15 protein-coding genes are annotated in these 16,166 nt (G+C 73.5%); 9 read left to right on the top strand and 6 right to left on the bottom strand.

Translation table 11 applies throughout. The features are described from left to right. Positions 1-6: 6 nt before the first annotated feature. Both AC07GB_RS02565 and AC07GB_RS02560 read right to left on the bottom strand, forming a co-directional pair. On the bottom strand, positions 7-882 hold the full coding sequence (locus AC07GB_RS02565; RefSeq protein ID WP_478841370.1) for an alpha/beta fold hydrolase: 876 nt from the start codon (positions 880-882) through the stop codon (positions 7-9). Between the two features lie 99 nt (positions 883-981). Then, positions 982-2,445 carry a DEAD/DEAH box helicase gene (locus AC07GB_RS02560; protein WP_478841418.1) on the bottom strand — a complete coding sequence of 488 codons (1,464 nt, stop codon included), beginning with the start codon at positions 2,443-2,445 and terminating at the stop codon, positions 982-984. Between the two features lie 521 nt (positions 2,446-2,966). Here AC07GB_RS02560 and AC07GB_RS02555 point away from each other — a divergent pair. Continuing rightward, complete coding sequence (locus AC07GB_RS02555) at positions 2,967-3,749, top strand: ferritin-like fold-containing protein (protein WP_478841369.1); 783 nt, start codon at positions 2,967-2,969, stop codon at positions 3,747-3,749. A 29-nt stretch (positions 3,750-3,778) separates the two neighbouring features. On the opposite strand, the gene AC07GB_RS02550 is transcribed toward AC07GB_RS02555, so the two are convergent. The 4 genes from AC07GB_RS02550 to AC07GB_RS02535 all read right to left on the bottom strand — a co-directional run bounded on the left by AC07GB_RS02550 (position 3,779) and on the right by AC07GB_RS02535 (position 5,725). Next, positions 3,779-4,048, bottom strand: a complete 270-nt coding sequence (locus tag AC07GB_RS02550; RefSeq protein WP_478841368.1) for a hypothetical protein — start codon at positions 4,046-4,048, stop codon at positions 3,779-3,781. A 248-nt stretch (positions 4,049-4,296) separates the two neighbouring features. Next, on the bottom strand, positions 4,297-4,524 hold the full coding sequence (locus AC07GB_RS02545) for a DUF3107 domain-containing protein (protein ID WP_030684738.1): 228 nt from the start codon (positions 4,522-4,524) through the stop codon (positions 4,297-4,299). A 173-nt stretch (positions 4,525-4,697) separates the two neighbouring features. Then, the gene (locus AC07GB_RS02540; protein WP_478841367.1) at positions 4,698-5,339 is read right to left on the bottom strand and encodes a TetR/AcrR family transcriptional regulator; all 642 of its coding nucleotides are present in this window, start codon (positions 5,337-5,339) and stop codon (positions 4,698-4,700) included. A 167-nt stretch (positions 5,340-5,506) separates the two neighbouring features. Continuing rightward, the gene (locus AC07GB_RS02535) at positions 5,507-5,725 is read right to left on the bottom strand and encodes a hypothetical protein (protein WP_478841366.1); all 219 of its coding nucleotides are present in this window, start codon (positions 5,723-5,725) and stop codon (positions 5,507-5,509) included. A gap of 288 nt (positions 5,726-6,013) precedes the next feature. Here AC07GB_RS02535 and AC07GB_RS02530 point away from each other — a divergent pair, with 288 nt between their 5' ends. The 8 genes from AC07GB_RS02530 (at position 6,014) to AC07GB_RS02495 (ending at position 16,142) form a co-directional block, all read left to right on the top strand. Next, the gene (locus AC07GB_RS02530; protein WP_478841365.1) at positions 6,014-7,051 is read left to right on the top strand and encodes an alpha/beta fold hydrolase; all 1,038 of its coding nucleotides are present in this window, start codon (positions 6,014-6,016) and stop codon (positions 7,049-7,051) included. A gap of 83 nt (positions 7,052-7,134) precedes the next feature. Then, positions 7,135-8,523 carry a DUF3152 domain-containing protein gene (locus AC07GB_RS02525; protein ID WP_478841364.1) on the top strand — a complete coding sequence of 463 codons (1,389 nt, stop codon included), beginning with the start codon at positions 7,135-7,137 and terminating at the stop codon, positions 8,521-8,523. 67 nt (positions 8,524-8,590) lie between these two features. Further along, positions 8,591-8,683: an Ms4533A family Cys-rich leader peptide gene (locus AC07GB_RS02520; protein WP_311775232.1), complete on the top strand. Its 93-nt coding sequence runs from the start codon at positions 8,591-8,593 to the stop codon at positions 8,681-8,683. A gap of 203 nt (positions 8,684-8,886) precedes the next feature. Next, on the top strand, positions 8,887-10,611 hold the full coding sequence (locus tag AC07GB_RS02515) for an ABC transporter substrate-binding protein (protein ID WP_478841363.1): 1,725 nt from the start codon (positions 8,887-8,889) through the stop codon (positions 10,609-10,611). 21 nt (positions 10,612-10,632) lie between these two features. After that, positions 10,633-11,637, top strand: coding sequence for an ABC transporter permease (locus AC07GB_RS02510; protein ID WP_478841362.1), 1,005 nt, complete (start codon positions 10,633-10,635; stop codon positions 11,635-11,637). Further along, positions 11,634-12,641 (top strand): ABC transporter permease, encoded by a 1,008-nt coding sequence (locus AC07GB_RS02505; RefSeq protein WP_478841361.1) that lies wholly within the window; start codon positions 11,634-11,636, stop codon positions 12,639-12,641. Before AC07GB_RS02510 ends, AC07GB_RS02505 begins: the two co-directional genes overlap by 4 nt. Continuing rightward, complete coding sequence (locus AC07GB_RS02500) at positions 12,638-14,275, top strand: dipeptide ABC transporter ATP-binding protein (protein WP_478841360.1); 1,638 nt, start codon at positions 12,638-12,640, stop codon at positions 14,273-14,275. The genes AC07GB_RS02505 and AC07GB_RS02500 overlap by 4 nt, the downstream gene beginning before the upstream one ends. A 235-nt stretch (positions 14,276-14,510) precedes the next feature. Beyond that, positions 14,511-16,142, top strand: coding sequence for a DUF3492 domain-containing protein (locus AC07GB_RS02495; RefSeq protein WP_478841359.1), 1,632 nt, complete (start codon positions 14,511-14,513; stop codon positions 16,140-16,142). Positions 16,143-16,166: the final 24 nt, after the last annotated feature.

The following is a 16,166-nucleotide window of genomic DNA, read 5'->3' as shown; positions in this document are numbered from 1 at the left end:
CCGGGCTCAGCGCGTCCGGTCCCAGAAGGACACGAGGGCGGTGGCGGTCGCCTCCGGGCGGTCGGTGTTGGGGGAGTGGTCGGCCCCGGTGATGACCGTGCGGTGCGCGCCGAGGCGCCGGGCCATGTCGTCGAGGAGCGGCACCGGCCAGGTGTCGTCGTGCTCCCCGGACAGCACGTGCACGGGCAGCGTCAGGGCGGCCAGCTCGGCCACGCGGTCCGGCTCGACGCACAGCTGCCGGCCGGTGGCGATCAGCTGGGCCGGGTTGTTGCGCAGCCAGCGGGCGCGCAGGGCGCCGCTGTCCGGGCCGCCGTTCACCTCGGCGTCCTCCGGCGGGTCCATGGCCCGCATCGCCTCCCACACCGCCGCCATGGAGTGGGCCGCGAGGGCGTCCGTGAGCAGGGTGGCGCGGGTGCGCTGGGACGGCGAGATGCGGCCGGGGCCCGACGACATGAGCGTGAGCGAGGCGAAGGTCCCTGCGGGGGCGAGCAGCGCGGCCGCGCGGGCGATCAGGCCGCCGAGGGAGTGGCCGACGAGGTGCAGGGGGGTGCCGGGCGGGTCGCCGAGCGCACCGGCCTGAGCGAGCGCGTCGCGCGCCAACTCGCTGATGGCGTAGGCGGATTCGTCGTCAGGGCCGTCGGACTCGTACTGCCCGCGCCCGTCCACGGCCACCGCGCGGTAGCCCGCGGCCGCCAGTGGCTGGAGCAGCGCGATGAAGTCCTCCTTGCTGCCGGTGAACCCGGGCAGCAGCAGCGCGGACCCCCTGACCTCGCCGGTCGGGCGGGCGGGCGCGGCGTCGAGGACGGCGAAACCCCCGCGCGCGGTCTCCAGCACGCGGGCGCGGGTGCCCGGGGGCGGGCTGAACGTGGGGGGCCTGCTCATGCGACGTACGTTAACGGGTGTCCGGTGGCTCGGCGCCGCGGGGCGGAAGACAGAAAGCCCGCCGCGGTCGCGGCGGGCTTTCACAGGGGTGACGGGCGGCTACTCCGCGGCCTCGGAGGTCTTGCCCGCGCGGGTGCGGCGGCGGCGACGCGGCGTGCGCGCGGCCGGCTCCTCCGCGGCGGCGGGCGCGGCGGCCGGGGCCTCGGCGGGCTGCGCCTCGGCGGCCTCCGCGGCACCGGACACCGGGGCTCCCGCCCGGGTGCGGCGGCGCCGGCGCGGCGTACGCTCCGCGCGCTCGGCGGCGGGCTCCTCCGCGGCCGCGGTCCGGGTGCGGCCGCCACGGGACCGGCCCTTCGCGCCGCCGCGGGCGGACGTCTCGCCGAGGTCCTCGATCTCCTCGGCGCCGAGGCCTGCCCGGGTGCGCTCGGCGCGCGGCAGGACGCCCTTGGTGCCGGCGGGGATGCTCAGCTCCTCGTACAGGTGCGGGGAGCTGGAGTACGTCTCGACCGGGTCGTTGAAGTCCAGCTCCAGCGCCTTGTTGATCAGCTGCCAGCGCGGGATGTCGTCCCAGTCGACCAGCGTGATCGCGATGCCCTTGGCGCCCGCGCGGCCGGTGCGGCCGATGCGGTGCAGGTACGTCTTCTCGTCCTCGGGGGACTGGTAGTTGATGACGTGCGTGACGCCCTCGACGTCGATGCCGCGGGCGGCGACGTCGGTGCACACCAGCACGTCCACCTTGCCGTTGCGGAAGGCGCGCAGGGCCTGCTCACGGGCGCCCTGGCCGAGGTCGCCGTGGACCGCGCCGGAGGCGAAGCCGCGCCGCTCCAGCTGCTCGGCGATGTCCGCGGCCGTCCGCTTCGTCCGACAGAAGATCATGGCGAGGCCACGGCCGTCGGCCTGGAGGATGCGGGAGACCATCTCCGGCTTGTCCATGGAGTGCGCGCGGTAGACGAACTGCGCGGTGTTCGCGACGGTCTGGCCCTCGTCGTCCGGCGCGGTGGCGCGGATGTGCGTGGGCTGCGACATGTAGCGGCGGGCGAGGCCGATGACGGCGCCCGGCATGGTCGCGGAGAAGAGCATCGTCTGGCGCTTCACCGGCAGCAGGTTGATGATCTTCTCGACGTCGGGCAGGAAGCCCAGGTCGAGCATCTCGTCGGCCTCGTCGAGGACGAGGCACTTGACGTGCTTCAGGTTCAGCTTGCGCTGGCCGGCGAGGTCGAGCAGGCGGCCGGGGGTGCCGACGACAACGTCGACGCCCTTCTTGAGGGCCTCGACCTGCGGCTCGTAGGCACGGCCGCCGTATATGGCGAGGACGCGGACGTTGCGCGCCTTGCCGGCGGTCTGGAGGTCGTTGGTCACCTGCGTGCACAGCTCGCGGGTGGGGACGACGACGAGCGCCTGCGGGGCCTGCGTGAGGTCCTCGGGCGTGCCGCGGCCCGCCTCGACGTCGGCGGGGACGACGACGCGCTCGAGGATCGGAAGGCCGAAGCCGAGCGTCTTGCCGGTGCCGGTCTTGGCCTGGCCGATGACGTCGGTGCCGGAGAGCGCGACGGGGAGCGTCATCTCCTGGATGGGGAAGGGGTTCACGATGCCGACGGCCTCGAGGGCCTCGGCTGTCTCGGGGAGGATCCCGAGATCCCGGAAAGTCGTAGTCAGGGCTATGCCTCTTCTGTGAGACGCGGCGCGAGGCGAACGCTGGGGGTCGTGACCGTGTCGGGGACTGCCGGCCGCCTGTGGAACGAACCGGGCGGGCCAAGTGGCACGGGACCACTGCCGACGCTCGAGCGCTCACACCGCTGAGGGTCCCTCCGCATGCTGCACGCACCACGCGCACCGCTCTGGAGGGCTGTCGGGTCGGAGCCGATCGGGCCACCGACCGGGCATCCTCATTCATACGGCCCGTCGAATATTCGGCGGGCGCATTACCACTGTACCCCGGAATCCCGCAGGAGTGTCCGGCGATGTGTGTCACCCGGCTCGCACCGGCGCCCGCCCGGGTCCGGCGCGCGCCCCCTCGCTCGCGCCACGTCGTTGTCGTCACAGTGGCTGACCAGGGCCTTCCGCCACCGGTCGGGCGGGCTATTGTGCGCTTCATGGAGACGCCTGACAACGCAGCCCGACCCGCGAACGAAGCAGCCGAAGCAGCCGACGGCGGGGCCGTCGAGACCCCCACCGGGGTCGCCGCCCAGGACTGGGCGAAAGCTTCCGCCGACCCGCAGTACCGCGCCGCGGTCGTGGACCTGCTCGGCGCGCTCGCCTACGGGGAGCTGGCGGCGTTCGAGCGGCTCGCGGAGGACGCCAAGCTGGCGCCGACGCTTGCCGACAAGGCGGAGCTGGCGAAGATGGCGTCCGCCGAGTTCCACCACTTCGAGCAGTTGCGGGACCGGCTCGCCGCGGTCGGCGAGGAGCCCACCGCCGCCATGGAGCCCTTCGTCGCCGCGCTCGACGGCTTCCACCGGCAGACGGCGCCGTCCGACTGGCTGGAGGGCCTGGTCAAGGCGTACGTCGGCGACTCCATCGCCAGTGACTTCTACCGCGAGGTCGCGGCCCGGCTCGACGTCGACACGCGCGGGCTCGTCCTCGGCGTCCTCGACGACACCGGGCACGCGAGCTTCGCCGTGGAGAAGGTGCGCGCGGCGATCGACGCGGACCCGCGCGTCGGCGGGCGGCTCGCGCTGTGGGCGCGGCGCCTGATGGGGGAGGCCCTCTCGCAGTCGCAGCGGGTGGTGGCCGACCGGGACGCGCTGTCCACCATGCTGGTCGGGGGCGTCGCGGACGGCTTCGACCTCGCCGAGGTCGGGCGGATGTTCTCGCGGATCACCGAGGCGCACACCAAGCGGATGGCCGCGCTGGGCCTGGCGGCCTGAGCCCGCCGCCCCGCCGCCGGGCCCGCGGCCTACGCCGTGAGCTGGCGGCGGCGCAGGCGGCGGTCAGGGCGGAGCAGCAGGGACAGCAGCGCGGCCGAGACGATCAGGGCGCCCGCCAGCGTCATGGGCGAGCTGCCGGGGCCGAGCGCCGTGTGCGCGACGAAGGCGCCCATGAGCGCCCCGCCCACTCCGGTCGCGAGGACGAGCGTGCGGGACGGCAGCCGGTGGGCGAGCCGATGGGCCGTCGCCCAGGCGAGGGCCAGGCCGAGAAGTGCGGAGCCGAGCGCTTCCAGGATCACGGTGGGGGTCCCTCCCTCGTGGTCGGGTGCGGATCGCGGACGACCGCGTACGGATCTTGGGGGCAAAACGGTCGTAGCCGGTACTACCCCCGGCTGTCGGAACGCAACCCTCCACCCCATCCATGTCCGGTACGAGCGGGTGATCCCCGTACGGCGGGTGAACAGCGGGTGAACACGCGAGAGCGGCCCGGTGGTGGAACCACCGGGCCGCTCCCGTGCGCGCCGCTGCGGCGCGCGCCGTCCGCGTGCTACAGCGCGCCGAAGCCCACCTTGCGCTGGGCCGGCTCGCCGATCTCCACGTACGCGAGGCGGTCGGCGGGGACCAGGACCTTGCGGCCGTGGTCGTCCGTCAGGCTCAGCAGCGGGGCCTTGCCCGTCAGGGCCTCGGAGACCGCGCTCTCGACCTCCTCGGCGCTCTGACCGCTCTCCAGAACGATCTCGCGCGGCGCGTGCTGCACGCCGATCTTGACCTCCACGCTTTGTCCCTCCGACGGTCAGTGATGTGCGCGGCCGCCCGCGCCGTACCTGCACAGATTAGCCCGGTGAGGCGACGGTGACGGCTCCGGCCGCGCACGCCAGGAGCGAACACGTACCGGGAAGAAAAGCGGGACGGGGGACCGGTCCGCGTGCTCGGGGCCGGTCCGCCCGCTCAGTGGCCCTCGGTGCCGTGCAGCGGGAAGCCCGCGATGCCGCGCCAGGCGAGCGAGGTCAGCAGCTGCACCGCCTTCTCGCGCGGGACGCCGCCGTCGCTGTGCAGCCAGGAGCGCGCCACGACCTGGGCGAGGCCGCCGAGCCCGGAGGCGAGCAGCATCGCCTCGGCCTGGGGCAGGCCGGTGTCCTCCGCGATGACCTCGCAGATCGCCTCCGCGCACTGGAGCGTGACCCGGTCGACGCGCTCGCGGACCGCGGGCTCGTTGGTCAGGTCGGACTCGAAGACGAGCCGGAAGGCGCCGCCGTCGTCCTCCACGTACCCGAAGTAGGCGTCCATGGTCGCGGCGACGCGCTGCTTGTTGTCCGTCGTCGAGGCCAGGGCCGCGCGCACCGCTTGCAGCAGGTTGTCGCAGTGCTGGTCGAGCAGGGCCAGGTAGAGGTCGAGCTTGCCGGGGAAGTGCTGGTAGAGCACCGGCTTGCTGACACCCGCCCGCTCGGCGATGTCGTCCATGGCCGCCGCGTGGTAGCCCTGGGCGACGAAGACCTCCTGGGCCGCGCCGAGGAGTTGGTTGCGTCGGGCACGGCGCGGCAGGCGAGTGCCCCGCGGGCGTGCCGCCTCTGTCTGCTCTATGGCTGTCACGCCGCCTCCCAGAATCGTCCTTAGTCGCGGTGTGCGCCGCGCCGCCATCGTACTTTTCGGTAACTGCGATGTGCGCGGTGCGAGCGCAGAATTTCACGGACCCGGTGCCCATGGAAGCGGTGCGTAGCAGGGCAAACACGGGCAGGCGCGCGAGTGCGCGCCCCCGCTCAGCGGTAGTCGTCCTCGTCCAGCTCGACCACGCGGGCCTGCTCGGCGACGTCCGCCACGTTGGCCGCGCCGGGGTCGACGTCCTCCAGGGAACCGTCGTGCTGCGGCGCGAGGTCGGTGTGCTGCTCGGCGGCGTCGGCCTCGGGCGTCTCCTCGTCGGGCTCGCCCGCGGACTCCTCGGCCTCGAACGTGTCCGGGTCGCTGGGATCAACGGTCATGATGGGGACTCCTCGGATCTCTTGCCGGTGTCTTCAGTGTCTTCAGTGGCCGCGGTCTCCTCCGGCTCGCCGGTTCCTCCGCCGGTTCCTCCGCCGGAGACGGTCCGCGGTGCGGGTGCCCTGTGCGCACGCCTCTTCCCGGCGAGTTCCCTATGAACCCAGGGAACACCCGATCGGGGCGCCCCGCGATCTCTCGCCCGGTTGCCCCGCGATCTGTTACGCGATCCAAACGGCACCTGTGACCCCGAACACGCGATCCAACGCGTGATCGTCTCGTAACATTGCCGCATGCCTTCGACCGAGTTGCCGGATGTCCTGGCCGCCACCGTCGCCCCCAAGCCGGGCGCCGTCGGTGTCGCGGAGGGCGAGCGCATGGACTCGGTCACGCTGCCCGGCCTGACGCTCTCGGTGCGCACCCGGCCCACGACGGCCACGGGCCTGCCGCCCGCGCTGTACGTGCACGGGCTCGGCGGCTCCTCGCAGAACTGGTCGGCGCTGATGCCGCTGCTCCAGGACGTCGTGGACGGTGAGGCGCTCGACCTGCCGGGCTTCGGCGACTCGCCGCCCCCGGACGACGGGGACTACTCGGTCACCGGGCACGCGCGCGCGGTCATCCGCCTCCTGGAGGCACGCGGGCGCGGCCCCGTCCACCTGGTGGGCAACTCCCTGGGCGGCGCCGTCACCACCCGCGTCGCCGCGGTCCGCCCCGACCTGGTGCGCTCCCTCACGCTGGTCTCGCCCGCCCTGCCCGAGCTGCGGGTGCAGCGCACCGCCGTGCCCACGGGGCTGCTCGCGCTGCCCGGCGTGGCCGCCCTGTTCCTCCGGCTGACCAAGGAGTGGACACCGGAGCAGCGGGTGCGCGGCGTCATGGAACTCTGCTACGGCGATCCGGCCAAGGTCTCGCCCGAGGCGTTCGCGGTGGCCGTGCGCGAGATGGAGCGCCGCCTCGCCCGCCCCTACTTCTGGGACGCCATGGCCCGCTCGGCCCGCGGCATCGTGAACGCGTACACGCTCGGCGGTCAGCACGGCCTGTGGCGGCAGGCCGAGCGGGTGCTCGCGCCGACCCTGCTCGTGTACGGCGGCCGGGACCAGCTCGTGTCGTACCGCATGGCGCGCAAGGCCGCGGCGGCCTTCCGGGGCTCGCGGCTGCTCACGCTGACCGAGGCGGGGCACGTGGCGATGATGGAGTTTCCGGACGCGGTGGCCGCCGCGATCCGTGAACTCGTGGCTGAGGCCGATGAGTTGAGGGATCCTCGTGAGGTGCGCAAGGGCGGCGGCGTGAGCGCCGACCGCCGCGATCCGGGTACTTCGGGTACGAGGAGCTGACACGCCGCGTGGGACGCCATAGCCGCCGGGACCCGGCCGACACCTCAGACACCAGCAGCACCTCTGGCATACCCGAGCCGCGGATGACCCCGTCCGAGGCCGGAAACGGCCGCCGCCGTCGCGGTGACACGCCCGCGCACGGGACGCCTCAGGTGGCGCCGGAGCCCGGCACGCCCGCTCGGGGCACCCCCCAGGGGGCGCCCGAGCCCGGCACGCCCGCGCGCGGGACGCCCCAGGCGGCGCCGGAGCCCGGCACGCCCGCGCACGGGACGCCCCAGGTGGCGCCGGAGCCCGGTGCCTCCGCCCGAGGCCGCACCGCCCGCCCCGCCCCGCACGTCCGCGGCGGTCACCCCGAGCAGCGTGAGCCCGGGGGCGGCTGGGGCCCGGTCGGCGGGTCGGCGCCGCGGGCCGGCGGGGCGCGGCCGCGGCGGATGCCGGGGCCGAGACGGGAGGACGTCGCGGCCTTCGACGCCCTCGGTGCCCCGGACGGCTTCGAGGGCGCGGACGTGTTCTCGGCGGGTGCCACGCCCGTGCGGCCGCCCGCGCCCCGCGACTCGCACGCGTCCGGCACCGCCCGGAAGGCCGGCGCCGGTGACGACGGCGACGGCACGGGCGGCGCCTCCCCGCGCGCCGAGGCCGGCGGCGGGCCCCCGCAGGGCGGGCGGCCCCGCAACCGCACCCTCATCGGTGCCGCCGCCGCGACCGTCACCATGGCCCTCGCCATCGTCGTGGCCGCGCAGGTCGCCGACGACGCCAAGGGCTCCGGCACCCGGGCCGCGGGCCGCGACGCGGGGGAGGGCCGGGACGCCCGCGACCCCGCATCGCGGTCCGACAACCGGCCCGCCCCGTCCGAATCCGCCCCCGCGAAGCCGGAGACGTACGACACGAAGATGGGCAAGAAGTACCCCCTGGACGCGAAGCTCGCCGCGTCCGGGCACTTCGACGTGATGCCCGGATTCGACGGGGCGCCCGGCAAGGGGCAGAAGTTCCGCTACCGCGTCGACGTCGAGAAGGGCATGGGTCTGGACGGTGCGCTGTTCGCGCAGGCCGTGCAGAAGACCCTGAACGACAAGCGGAGCTGGGCCCACGGCGGGGCCCGCACCTTCGAGCGGATCTCCTCCGGGAAGCCGGATTTCGTCATCACCCTGGCCAGCCCGGTGACCACCGCGAAGTGGTGCGCGAAGTCCGGCCTCGAAACGCTCCGGCAGAACGTGTCGTGCGACTCGGCGTCCACCGACCGCATCATGATCAACGCCTATCGGTGGGCCCAGGGCGCCAAGACCTACGGCGACCGCATCCACCCCTACCGCCAGATGCTGATCAACCACGAGGTCGGCCACCGGCTCGGTTACAACCACGTGGACTGCCGGCGGGACGGCGAACTGGCGCCCGTCATGCAGCAGCAGACCAAGTTCCTCGACCACGACGGAATCCACTGCAAGCCCAACCCCTGGGTGTTTCCCAAGGGCTGAGAAGCTTTGGCTCGACAGCTGAGACATCGCGTTGACATTCCGCGCGGCATCGTCCATATTTCTCCGCATGTCGACCCGTCACGCCTCCCCGAGCGCCGCCCTTGAGCTGGCGCTGTTCGGCGTGACCGCGCTCTGCGTGGCCGATATTCACTGTCGCTGACGCCCGCCCCCGGCGAGTGCGTCGCGCTTCTTCCTCCTTCACCGCGTTCCGTTCCGCGCGTGTGCCGCGTCCCCGTGCGCGGTCCACCACATGGTCAGATGTCTGCATCCTGGACGAACGGTCGTGGACGCACGTGCCCCGGGCGGGCTCCCGCGCTCTTTCCCCCGCTCCCTCATCTCTTCAGCTTTCCGAGAGGCACTCCGATGCGTCTGCGTCGTCAGAAGTCCGTCATATCCCGCCGCGTGGCAGCGGCATCCGCCACCCTGGTCGTCCTGGCCGCCGGCGCCGCCGCCTGCGGGCCCGAGGACGGCAACGACGCCGGAGGCGACGGCAAGGCCAAGAAGGGCGGCACGCTCACCGTCCTCAACCGCGAGCCCCAGAAGACCTTCGACCCGGCGCGCCTCTACACCTCCGGCGGCGGCAACGTCCCGAGCCTCGTCTTCCGCACCTTGACCACCCGCAACCGCGAGGACGGGGCCGAGGGCGCGAAGGTCGTCCCCGACCTCGCCGAGAGCCTCGGCAAGCCGAGCAAGAACGCCACGGTGTGGACGTACACCCTCAAGAAGGGCCTCAAGTTCGAGGACGGCACGCCGATCACCACGAAGGACATCAAGTACGGCATCGAGCGTTCCTTCGCGGCCGAGCTGTCCGGCGGCGCGCCCTTCCTGCGGGACTGGCTCATCGGCGGCGCCACGTACCAGGGCCCGTACAAGGACAAGAAGGGCCTGGACTCGGTCGAGACGCCGGACGACCGGACGATCGTCTTCCATCTGAACAAGCCCGTGGGCGATTTCGACTACGTGGCCACGCAGACGTCGTTCGCGCCCGTGCCGAAGGCCAAGGACAAGGGCACCAAGTACGAGGAGCACCCGATCTCCTCGGGCCCGTACAAGGTCGTCAAGAACACCAACGGCGGCGAGCGGCTCCAGCTGGAGCGCAACCCGCACTGGTCGGCCAAGACCGACGCCGAGCGCAAGGCCTACCCGGACGAGATCGACGTCCGCTCCGGCTTCAACTCCTCCGTCATCAACCAGCGCCTGTCCGCGAGCCAGGGCGCCGACGCCGCCGCCGTCACCACCGACACCAACCTCGGCCCGGCCGAGCTGGCCAAGGTCACCGGCGACAAGAAGCTGGCCGCGCAGGTCGGCACCGGCCACTTCGGCTACACCAACTACCTGGCCTTCAACCCCAAGAAGAAGCCCTTCGACAACCCGAAGGTGCGCCAGGCCGTCGCCTACGCCGTCGACCGCTCCTCGGTCATCAACGCCGCCGGTGGCTCCTCGCTCGCCGAGCCCGCGACCACCTTCCTGCCCGACCAGGAGTCCTTCGGCCACCAGAAGTTCGACCACTTCCCGGCCGGCGCCGACGGCGACCCGAAGAAGGCCAGGGAACTCCTGAAGGAGGCCGGCTACAAGGACGGCCTGACCGTCACCCTCACGCATTCCAACACCAAGAACTTCGAGACCAGCCCGGAGATCGCCACCGCCCTCCAGGACGCCCTGAAGAAGGCCGGGATCACCGTCAAGCTCCAGGGCCTGGAGGACAACGACTACGAGGACAAGGTCCACGACGCCAAGGAGGAGCCGGCCCTCTTCCTCGCCCACTGGGGTGCCGACTGGCCCTCCGGCGGCCCCTTCCTCGCCCCGATCTTCGACGGCCGCCAGATCGTCAAGGACGGCTACAACTTCAACTCCTCCTTCCTGAACGACAAGGCCGTCAACAAGGAGATCGACGAGATCAACAAGCTGACGGACCACGCGGCCGCCGCCAAGCGCTGGGGCGCGCTCGACAAGAAGATCGGCGAGAAGGCCGTCAACGTGCCGCTGTTCCACCCGGTCTACAAGCGTTTGTACGGCAAGGACATCAAGAACGTCGTGATCAGCGACTGGACGGGCGTCCTCGACATCTCCCAGGTCGCGGTCAAGTAGGGACCGCCGGGTAGATCTGTCATGAGTGAGGCCCTGTTGGCCTCGGAGAGCGCGGGAGCGGACACCGCCACGGCGTCCGCCCCCGGCCCCTCCGGAGCCCGTCAGTTCTGGCGGCGCCTGCGCACGCAGCGCGCCGCCCTCGTCGCGGGCGCGATCGTCGCCCTGCTCGTCCTGGTCGCGCTCGCCGCGCCCCTGCTCACCGCCCTGGAGGGCCAGGACCCCACCTCGTACCACCCTCAGCTCATCGACTCCGCGCGCGGTGGCGTGCCCGTCGGCTCCTTCGGCGGCATGAGCGGCGAGCACTGGCTCGGCGTCGAGCCGCAGACCGGCCGTGACCTGTTCGCGCGCCTGGTCTACGGGGCCCGGGTCTCCCTCGGCGTCGCGCTGGTCGCGACGGTGTTCCAGGTCGCGCTCGGCATCGGCGTCGGCCTCGCCAGCGGCCTCGGCAACCGCTGGGTCGACCTCGCCCTCAGCCGCGCCACCGACGTCATGGTTGCGCTGCCCCTGATGGTCCTCGCGCTCGGGCTCCTCGCCGTCGTGCCGACCGGCTTCCCGCGCCCCGTGCTCGTCGCGCTCGTCGTCGGCGTCGTGGGCTGGGGCGGCATGGCGAAGATCGTGCGCGCCCAGACCATCTCGCTCAAGGCGCTCGACCACGTCTCCGCGGCCCGCCTGAGCGGCTGGGGCGGGGTGAGCATCGCGCGCCGCGAGCTGCTGCCCGCGCTCGCCGCGCCCGTCATCACGTACTCCGCGCTGCTCGTCCCCACCAACATCACCGTGGAGGCGGCCCTGTCGTTCCTCGGCGTCGGCGTCAAGCCGCCCACCGCGTCCTGGGGCCAGATGCTCACCTCCGCCGACGTCTGGTACCAGGCGGCACCGCAGTACCTGCTGCTGCCCGCGGGCACCCTCTTCGTGACCGTGCTCGCCCTGACCGTCCTCGGCGACGGCGTCCGCACGGCCCTCGACCCACGCGCTGCCTCGCGGCTGCGGGTGGGCACGAAGCGGGCCGGGAAGGGGGCGGCCTCATGAGCCCGGGCTCCGGATTCACCGGCTTCGTCCTGCGGCGCGCCCTCGGCGCCCTCGTCACGCTCTTCGCCTTGTCCGTGGTCATCTACGCCGTCTTCTACGTCGCCCCCGGCGACGTCGCGCAGATCACCTGCGGCCCGCGCTGCTCGCCCGCCCAGGTCCAGCAGGTCTCCGAACAGCTCAAGCTCGACGACCCGCTGTACACGCGGTACTTCGAGTTCCTGCGCGGCGTGGTCGCCGGCCACGACTACTCCACCGGCACCGGCGTCCTGCACTGCGACGCGCCCTGCCTCGGCCTGTCGTACCAGACCGACCAGCAGGTCACCGACCTGATCATGAACAAGGTGCCGGTCACGGGGTCGCTCGCGATCGGCGCGATGGTCCTGTGGCTGATCCTCGGCGTCGGCACCGGCGTCCTGTCCGCGTGGCGGCGCGGGCGCCCCACCGAGCGCGTCCTGACCGCCCTCACGCTCGCGGGCACCGCGACCCCCGTGTTCGTCATCGGCCTGCTCCTGATGATCCTGGTCTGCGGCCAGCTCCAGTGGCTGCCGTTCCCGCAGTACGTGCCGTTCACCGAGGACCCGCAGCAGTGGGCGTGGAACCTGCTCCTGCCCTGGCTCTCGCTCGCCCTCATCGAGTCCGCCAAGTACGCGCGCCTGACCCGCTCCGCGATGCTGGAGACGCTCGCCGAGGACCACGTGCGCACCTTCCGCGCGTACGGGATCAGCGAGCGCTCCCTCGTCGGGCGGCACGCCCTGCGCGGCGCCCTCGCGCCCGTGATCGCGCTGAGCGCCAACGACTTCGGGACCATGTTCGGCGGCGCCCTGCTCACCGAGACGCTGTTCGGCCTGCCCGGGCTCGGCCGCGAACTGGTGCAGGCCGTCCGGGTCGTCGACCTGCCGGTGGTCGTCGGCATGGTCCTCATCACCGGCTTCTTCGTGGTCCTCGCCAACGCCGTCGCGGACGTGCTGTACGCGGTGGCCGACCGACGGGTGGTGCTCGCATGAGCCTCGACGAACACCTCGTGCACGTGGACGGCCTGAGCGTCGGCTTCGGCGACGTACAGGCCGTGGACGGGGTCTCCTTCACGCTCGCGCGCGGCGCCGCCCTCGCCCTCGTCGGCGAGTCCGGCTCCGGCAAGTCGACCGTCGCGTCGGCGCTGCTCGGCCTGCACCGCGGCACCGGGGCGCGGGTCACGGGCGCCGTGCGGGTCGGCGGCGTCGACGTCACCGGGGCCACCGACCGCGAGCTGCGGCGGCTGCGCGGCGGGGTCGCCGCCATGGTCTTCCAGGACCCGCTGTCCTCGCTCGACCCGTACTACGCGGTCGGCGACCAGATCGCCGAGGTGTACCGGGCCCACTCCGGCGCCTCGCGCCGCGCCGCACGCGCGCGTGCCGTCGACGTCCTCGACCGCGTCGGCATCGCGGACGCCGCGCGGCGCTCGCGCTCGCGCCCGCACGAGTTCAGCGGCGGCATGCGCCAGCGCGCCCTGATCGCCATGGCCCTGGTCTGCGAACCCGACCTGCTCGTCGCCGACGAGCCGACCACCGCCCTGGACGTGACGGTGCAGGCGCAGATCCTCGACCTGCTGCACGTGCTGCGCGAGGAGACCGGCATGGGCCTGCTCCTGGTCACCCACGACGTGGGCGTGGCCGCCGGCAGCGTGGACGACGTGCTCGTCATGCGGCACGGGCGCGTCGTGGAGCGCGGCGGCGTCGCCGACGTCCTCGCCGCGCCCCAGGAGGCGTACACCAAGCAGCTCCTGAGCGCCGTGCCGCGCGTGGACGCCGTACGGGACGAGCGCTCCGGCGACCTCGGTGACGTCGTGGTCGAGGCGAAGGGGCTGCGGCGCGAGTTCGGCAGCGGCAAGAGCGCCTTCGTCGCCGTCGACGACGTGTCGCTCACCGTGCGGCGCGGCGAGACCCTCGGCGTCGTCGGCGAGAGCGGCAGCGGCAAGACGACGCTCGGCCGGATGCTCGTGGGCCTCCTGGAACCCACCTCCGGGCAGCTCAGCCACGGCGGTGCCGAGAAGCGGGGCGCGGGCCCGGTGCCGGGCGTGCAGATGGTGTTCCAGGACCCCGTCTCCTCGCTCAACCCGCGCCGCTCGGTGGGCGAGTCCGTCGCCGATCCGCTGCGCGCGCGGGGCGACCGCGACGAGGCCGCGATCCACGCCCGCGTACGGGACCTGATGGAGCGCGTCGGCCTGGACCCGGCGCACTACGACCGCTACCCGCACGAGTTCAGCGGCGGCCAGCGCCAGCGCGTCGGCATCGCGCGGGCGCTCGCCGCCGAGCCCCGGCTCATCGTCTGCGACGAGCCCGTCTCGGCGCTCGACGTGACCACGCAGGCCCAGGTCACCGCCCTGCTCGCGGAGTTGCAGCGGGAACTGGGGCTCGCGCTCGTCTTCGTCGCGCACGACCTCGCGGTGGTGCGCCAGGTCAGCGACCGGGTCGCGGTGATGCGGCGCGGTCGGATCGTCGAGTACGGCACCGTGGACGAGGTCTACGACGCGCCCCGGGACCCGTACACGCGGGACCTGCTCGCGGCCGTGCCCGCCCTGGACCCGGCGCTCGCCGCCGAGCGGCGCGCGGCCCGTGCCGCCCGGTCGGGAGCGGCTCCCGAGGAATTGGCCGTGGCATGACTCCGCGTGAGTGAGGAGATCTCCCACGAGCCCCTCATGACGCCTTTCGTCGCCCTATGAGGCTTCTATAGCGCGACGGAACGCTACCGGCGCAGGAAAGTTACTGCTCTTCACCCCTTTTGGTGGCGCGATGGACAACCGTCCGTCGCGCCACCGGCATGTCCGCATACGTTCGTCCCGCTGCGAGCCGCCGGGCCAACGGCGGCTCCCCAGAGGGCAGATCGGGGGTGCACGCGTGCGCATTGGACTGCTTACGGAGAGTGGCTATCCGTATGTGGGCGGTGAGGCCAGGCTCTGGTGCGACCGGCTCGTGCGCGGGCTCGGGCAGCACGAGTTCGACGTCTACGCGCTGAGCGGGAGCCCCCGCCAGGAGGCGCTCGGCTGGGGCGAACTGCCCCCGCAGGTCCGCCGGGTGCGGACCGCCGCGCTGTGGGGGGAGGCCTCCGGGCGTTCGGTGCTCCGGGGCCGGCGCCGCGCGGGCCGCCGCTTCGCCGCGTGCTTCGGGGACCTCGCGGCGGGCCTCACGGGCGCGTCCGCCGCATTGGCGGACCGTTTCGGCACCGGCCTCTACGGGCTCGCCGAACTCGCACGCGACACCGGCGGGCTCGCCGGGGCCCTGCGCTCCGAGGACGCCGTGCGCGCCCTGGAGAGCGCCTGCCGCGCGCCCGGCGCGCACCGGGCCGCCCGCGCCGCCCGCGTGCCCGACCTGCTCACCGTCGCCGCGGAGTTGGAGCGGGCCCTGCGGCCGCTCTCCCTCGACTGGTACGACGACGACGCGCTGGGCGCCGCCGACCTCTGCCACGCCACGGCGGGCGGCGCCGCAGCCCTTCCCGGCCTGCTCGCCCGGCACTTCGCGGGCGTACCGCTGCTCGTCACCGAGTACGGCGTACGGCTGCGGGCGCACTACCTGGCCGGCACGACCGGAGAGCCCGCGCCCGCGCGGGCGCTGCTCGCCTCCTTCCACGGCAGGCTCGCCGCCGAGACCTACCGCGAGGCCACCGTCATCACCCCCGGCAACGCGCACGCCCGCCGCTGGCAGGAGCGGTGCGGCGCCGACCGCGCCAAGCTGCGCACGGTCTACCCCGGCCTGGAGGCGGACCGCTTCGCCGAGGTCGGCGAGCGCGAGGAGCCCGGCGATCCGCACACGCTCCTGTGGGTCGGCCGGATCGAGCCCGCCAAGGACCTGGTCTCCCTCCTGCACGCCTTCGCCGCGGTCCGCGAGGAGGAGCCGAGGACCCGCCTGCGGATCGTCGGCGCGCTCGCGGACGGGCCGCGCGCGGCGGCGTACCTGGAACACTGCCGGGCGCTCGCCGCGCGGCTGTTCCCCGACGAGGCCGAGGGCGCGCACGCGGCGGGCGCCGGCCCCGTCTCCTTCGAGGAGATCGGCAGCCCCGAGGCACCGGACCTCGCCGACGCCTACGCCGGGGGCGGCGTGGTCGTCCTGTCGAGCGTCGTCGAGGGCTTCCCGATCAGCCTCATCGAGGCGATGCTCTGCGGGCGCGCCACGGTCTCCACGGACGTCGGCGCGGTGGTCGAGGTCATCGGCGGCACAGGCCTCGTGGTGCCGCCCCGCAACCCCCGGGCGCTCGCACAGGCGTGCGTGGCGCTGCTGCGCGACCCCGAGCGCCGCGCGCGCCTCGGTGCGGCGGCGCGGGCCCGGGCGCTCGAACTCTTCACGGTCGAGCAGAACATCGCGGCATTTCACGGCATTTACCTGGAGATCGTCTCCCACTGCCCGGTGCGCCGCGAGACCGTGAACGAGGCGGGCGAACCGGTCCCGTTCGCCCACCCGGCCGAGGCCTCCGTACCGGGGCGGTGGGCCGCACGCTATGGGCTGCGCGGGTACGTGGGGGAGGTGGCCTCGTGACGGGGCTCGACCCGGCGGGGGCTT

This window comes from Streptomyces sp. NPDC045778, assembly GCF_056431945.1.
Note: the sequence above shows the minus strand (reverse complement) of the source record. Positions and strands in the feature narration are given on the sequence as shown.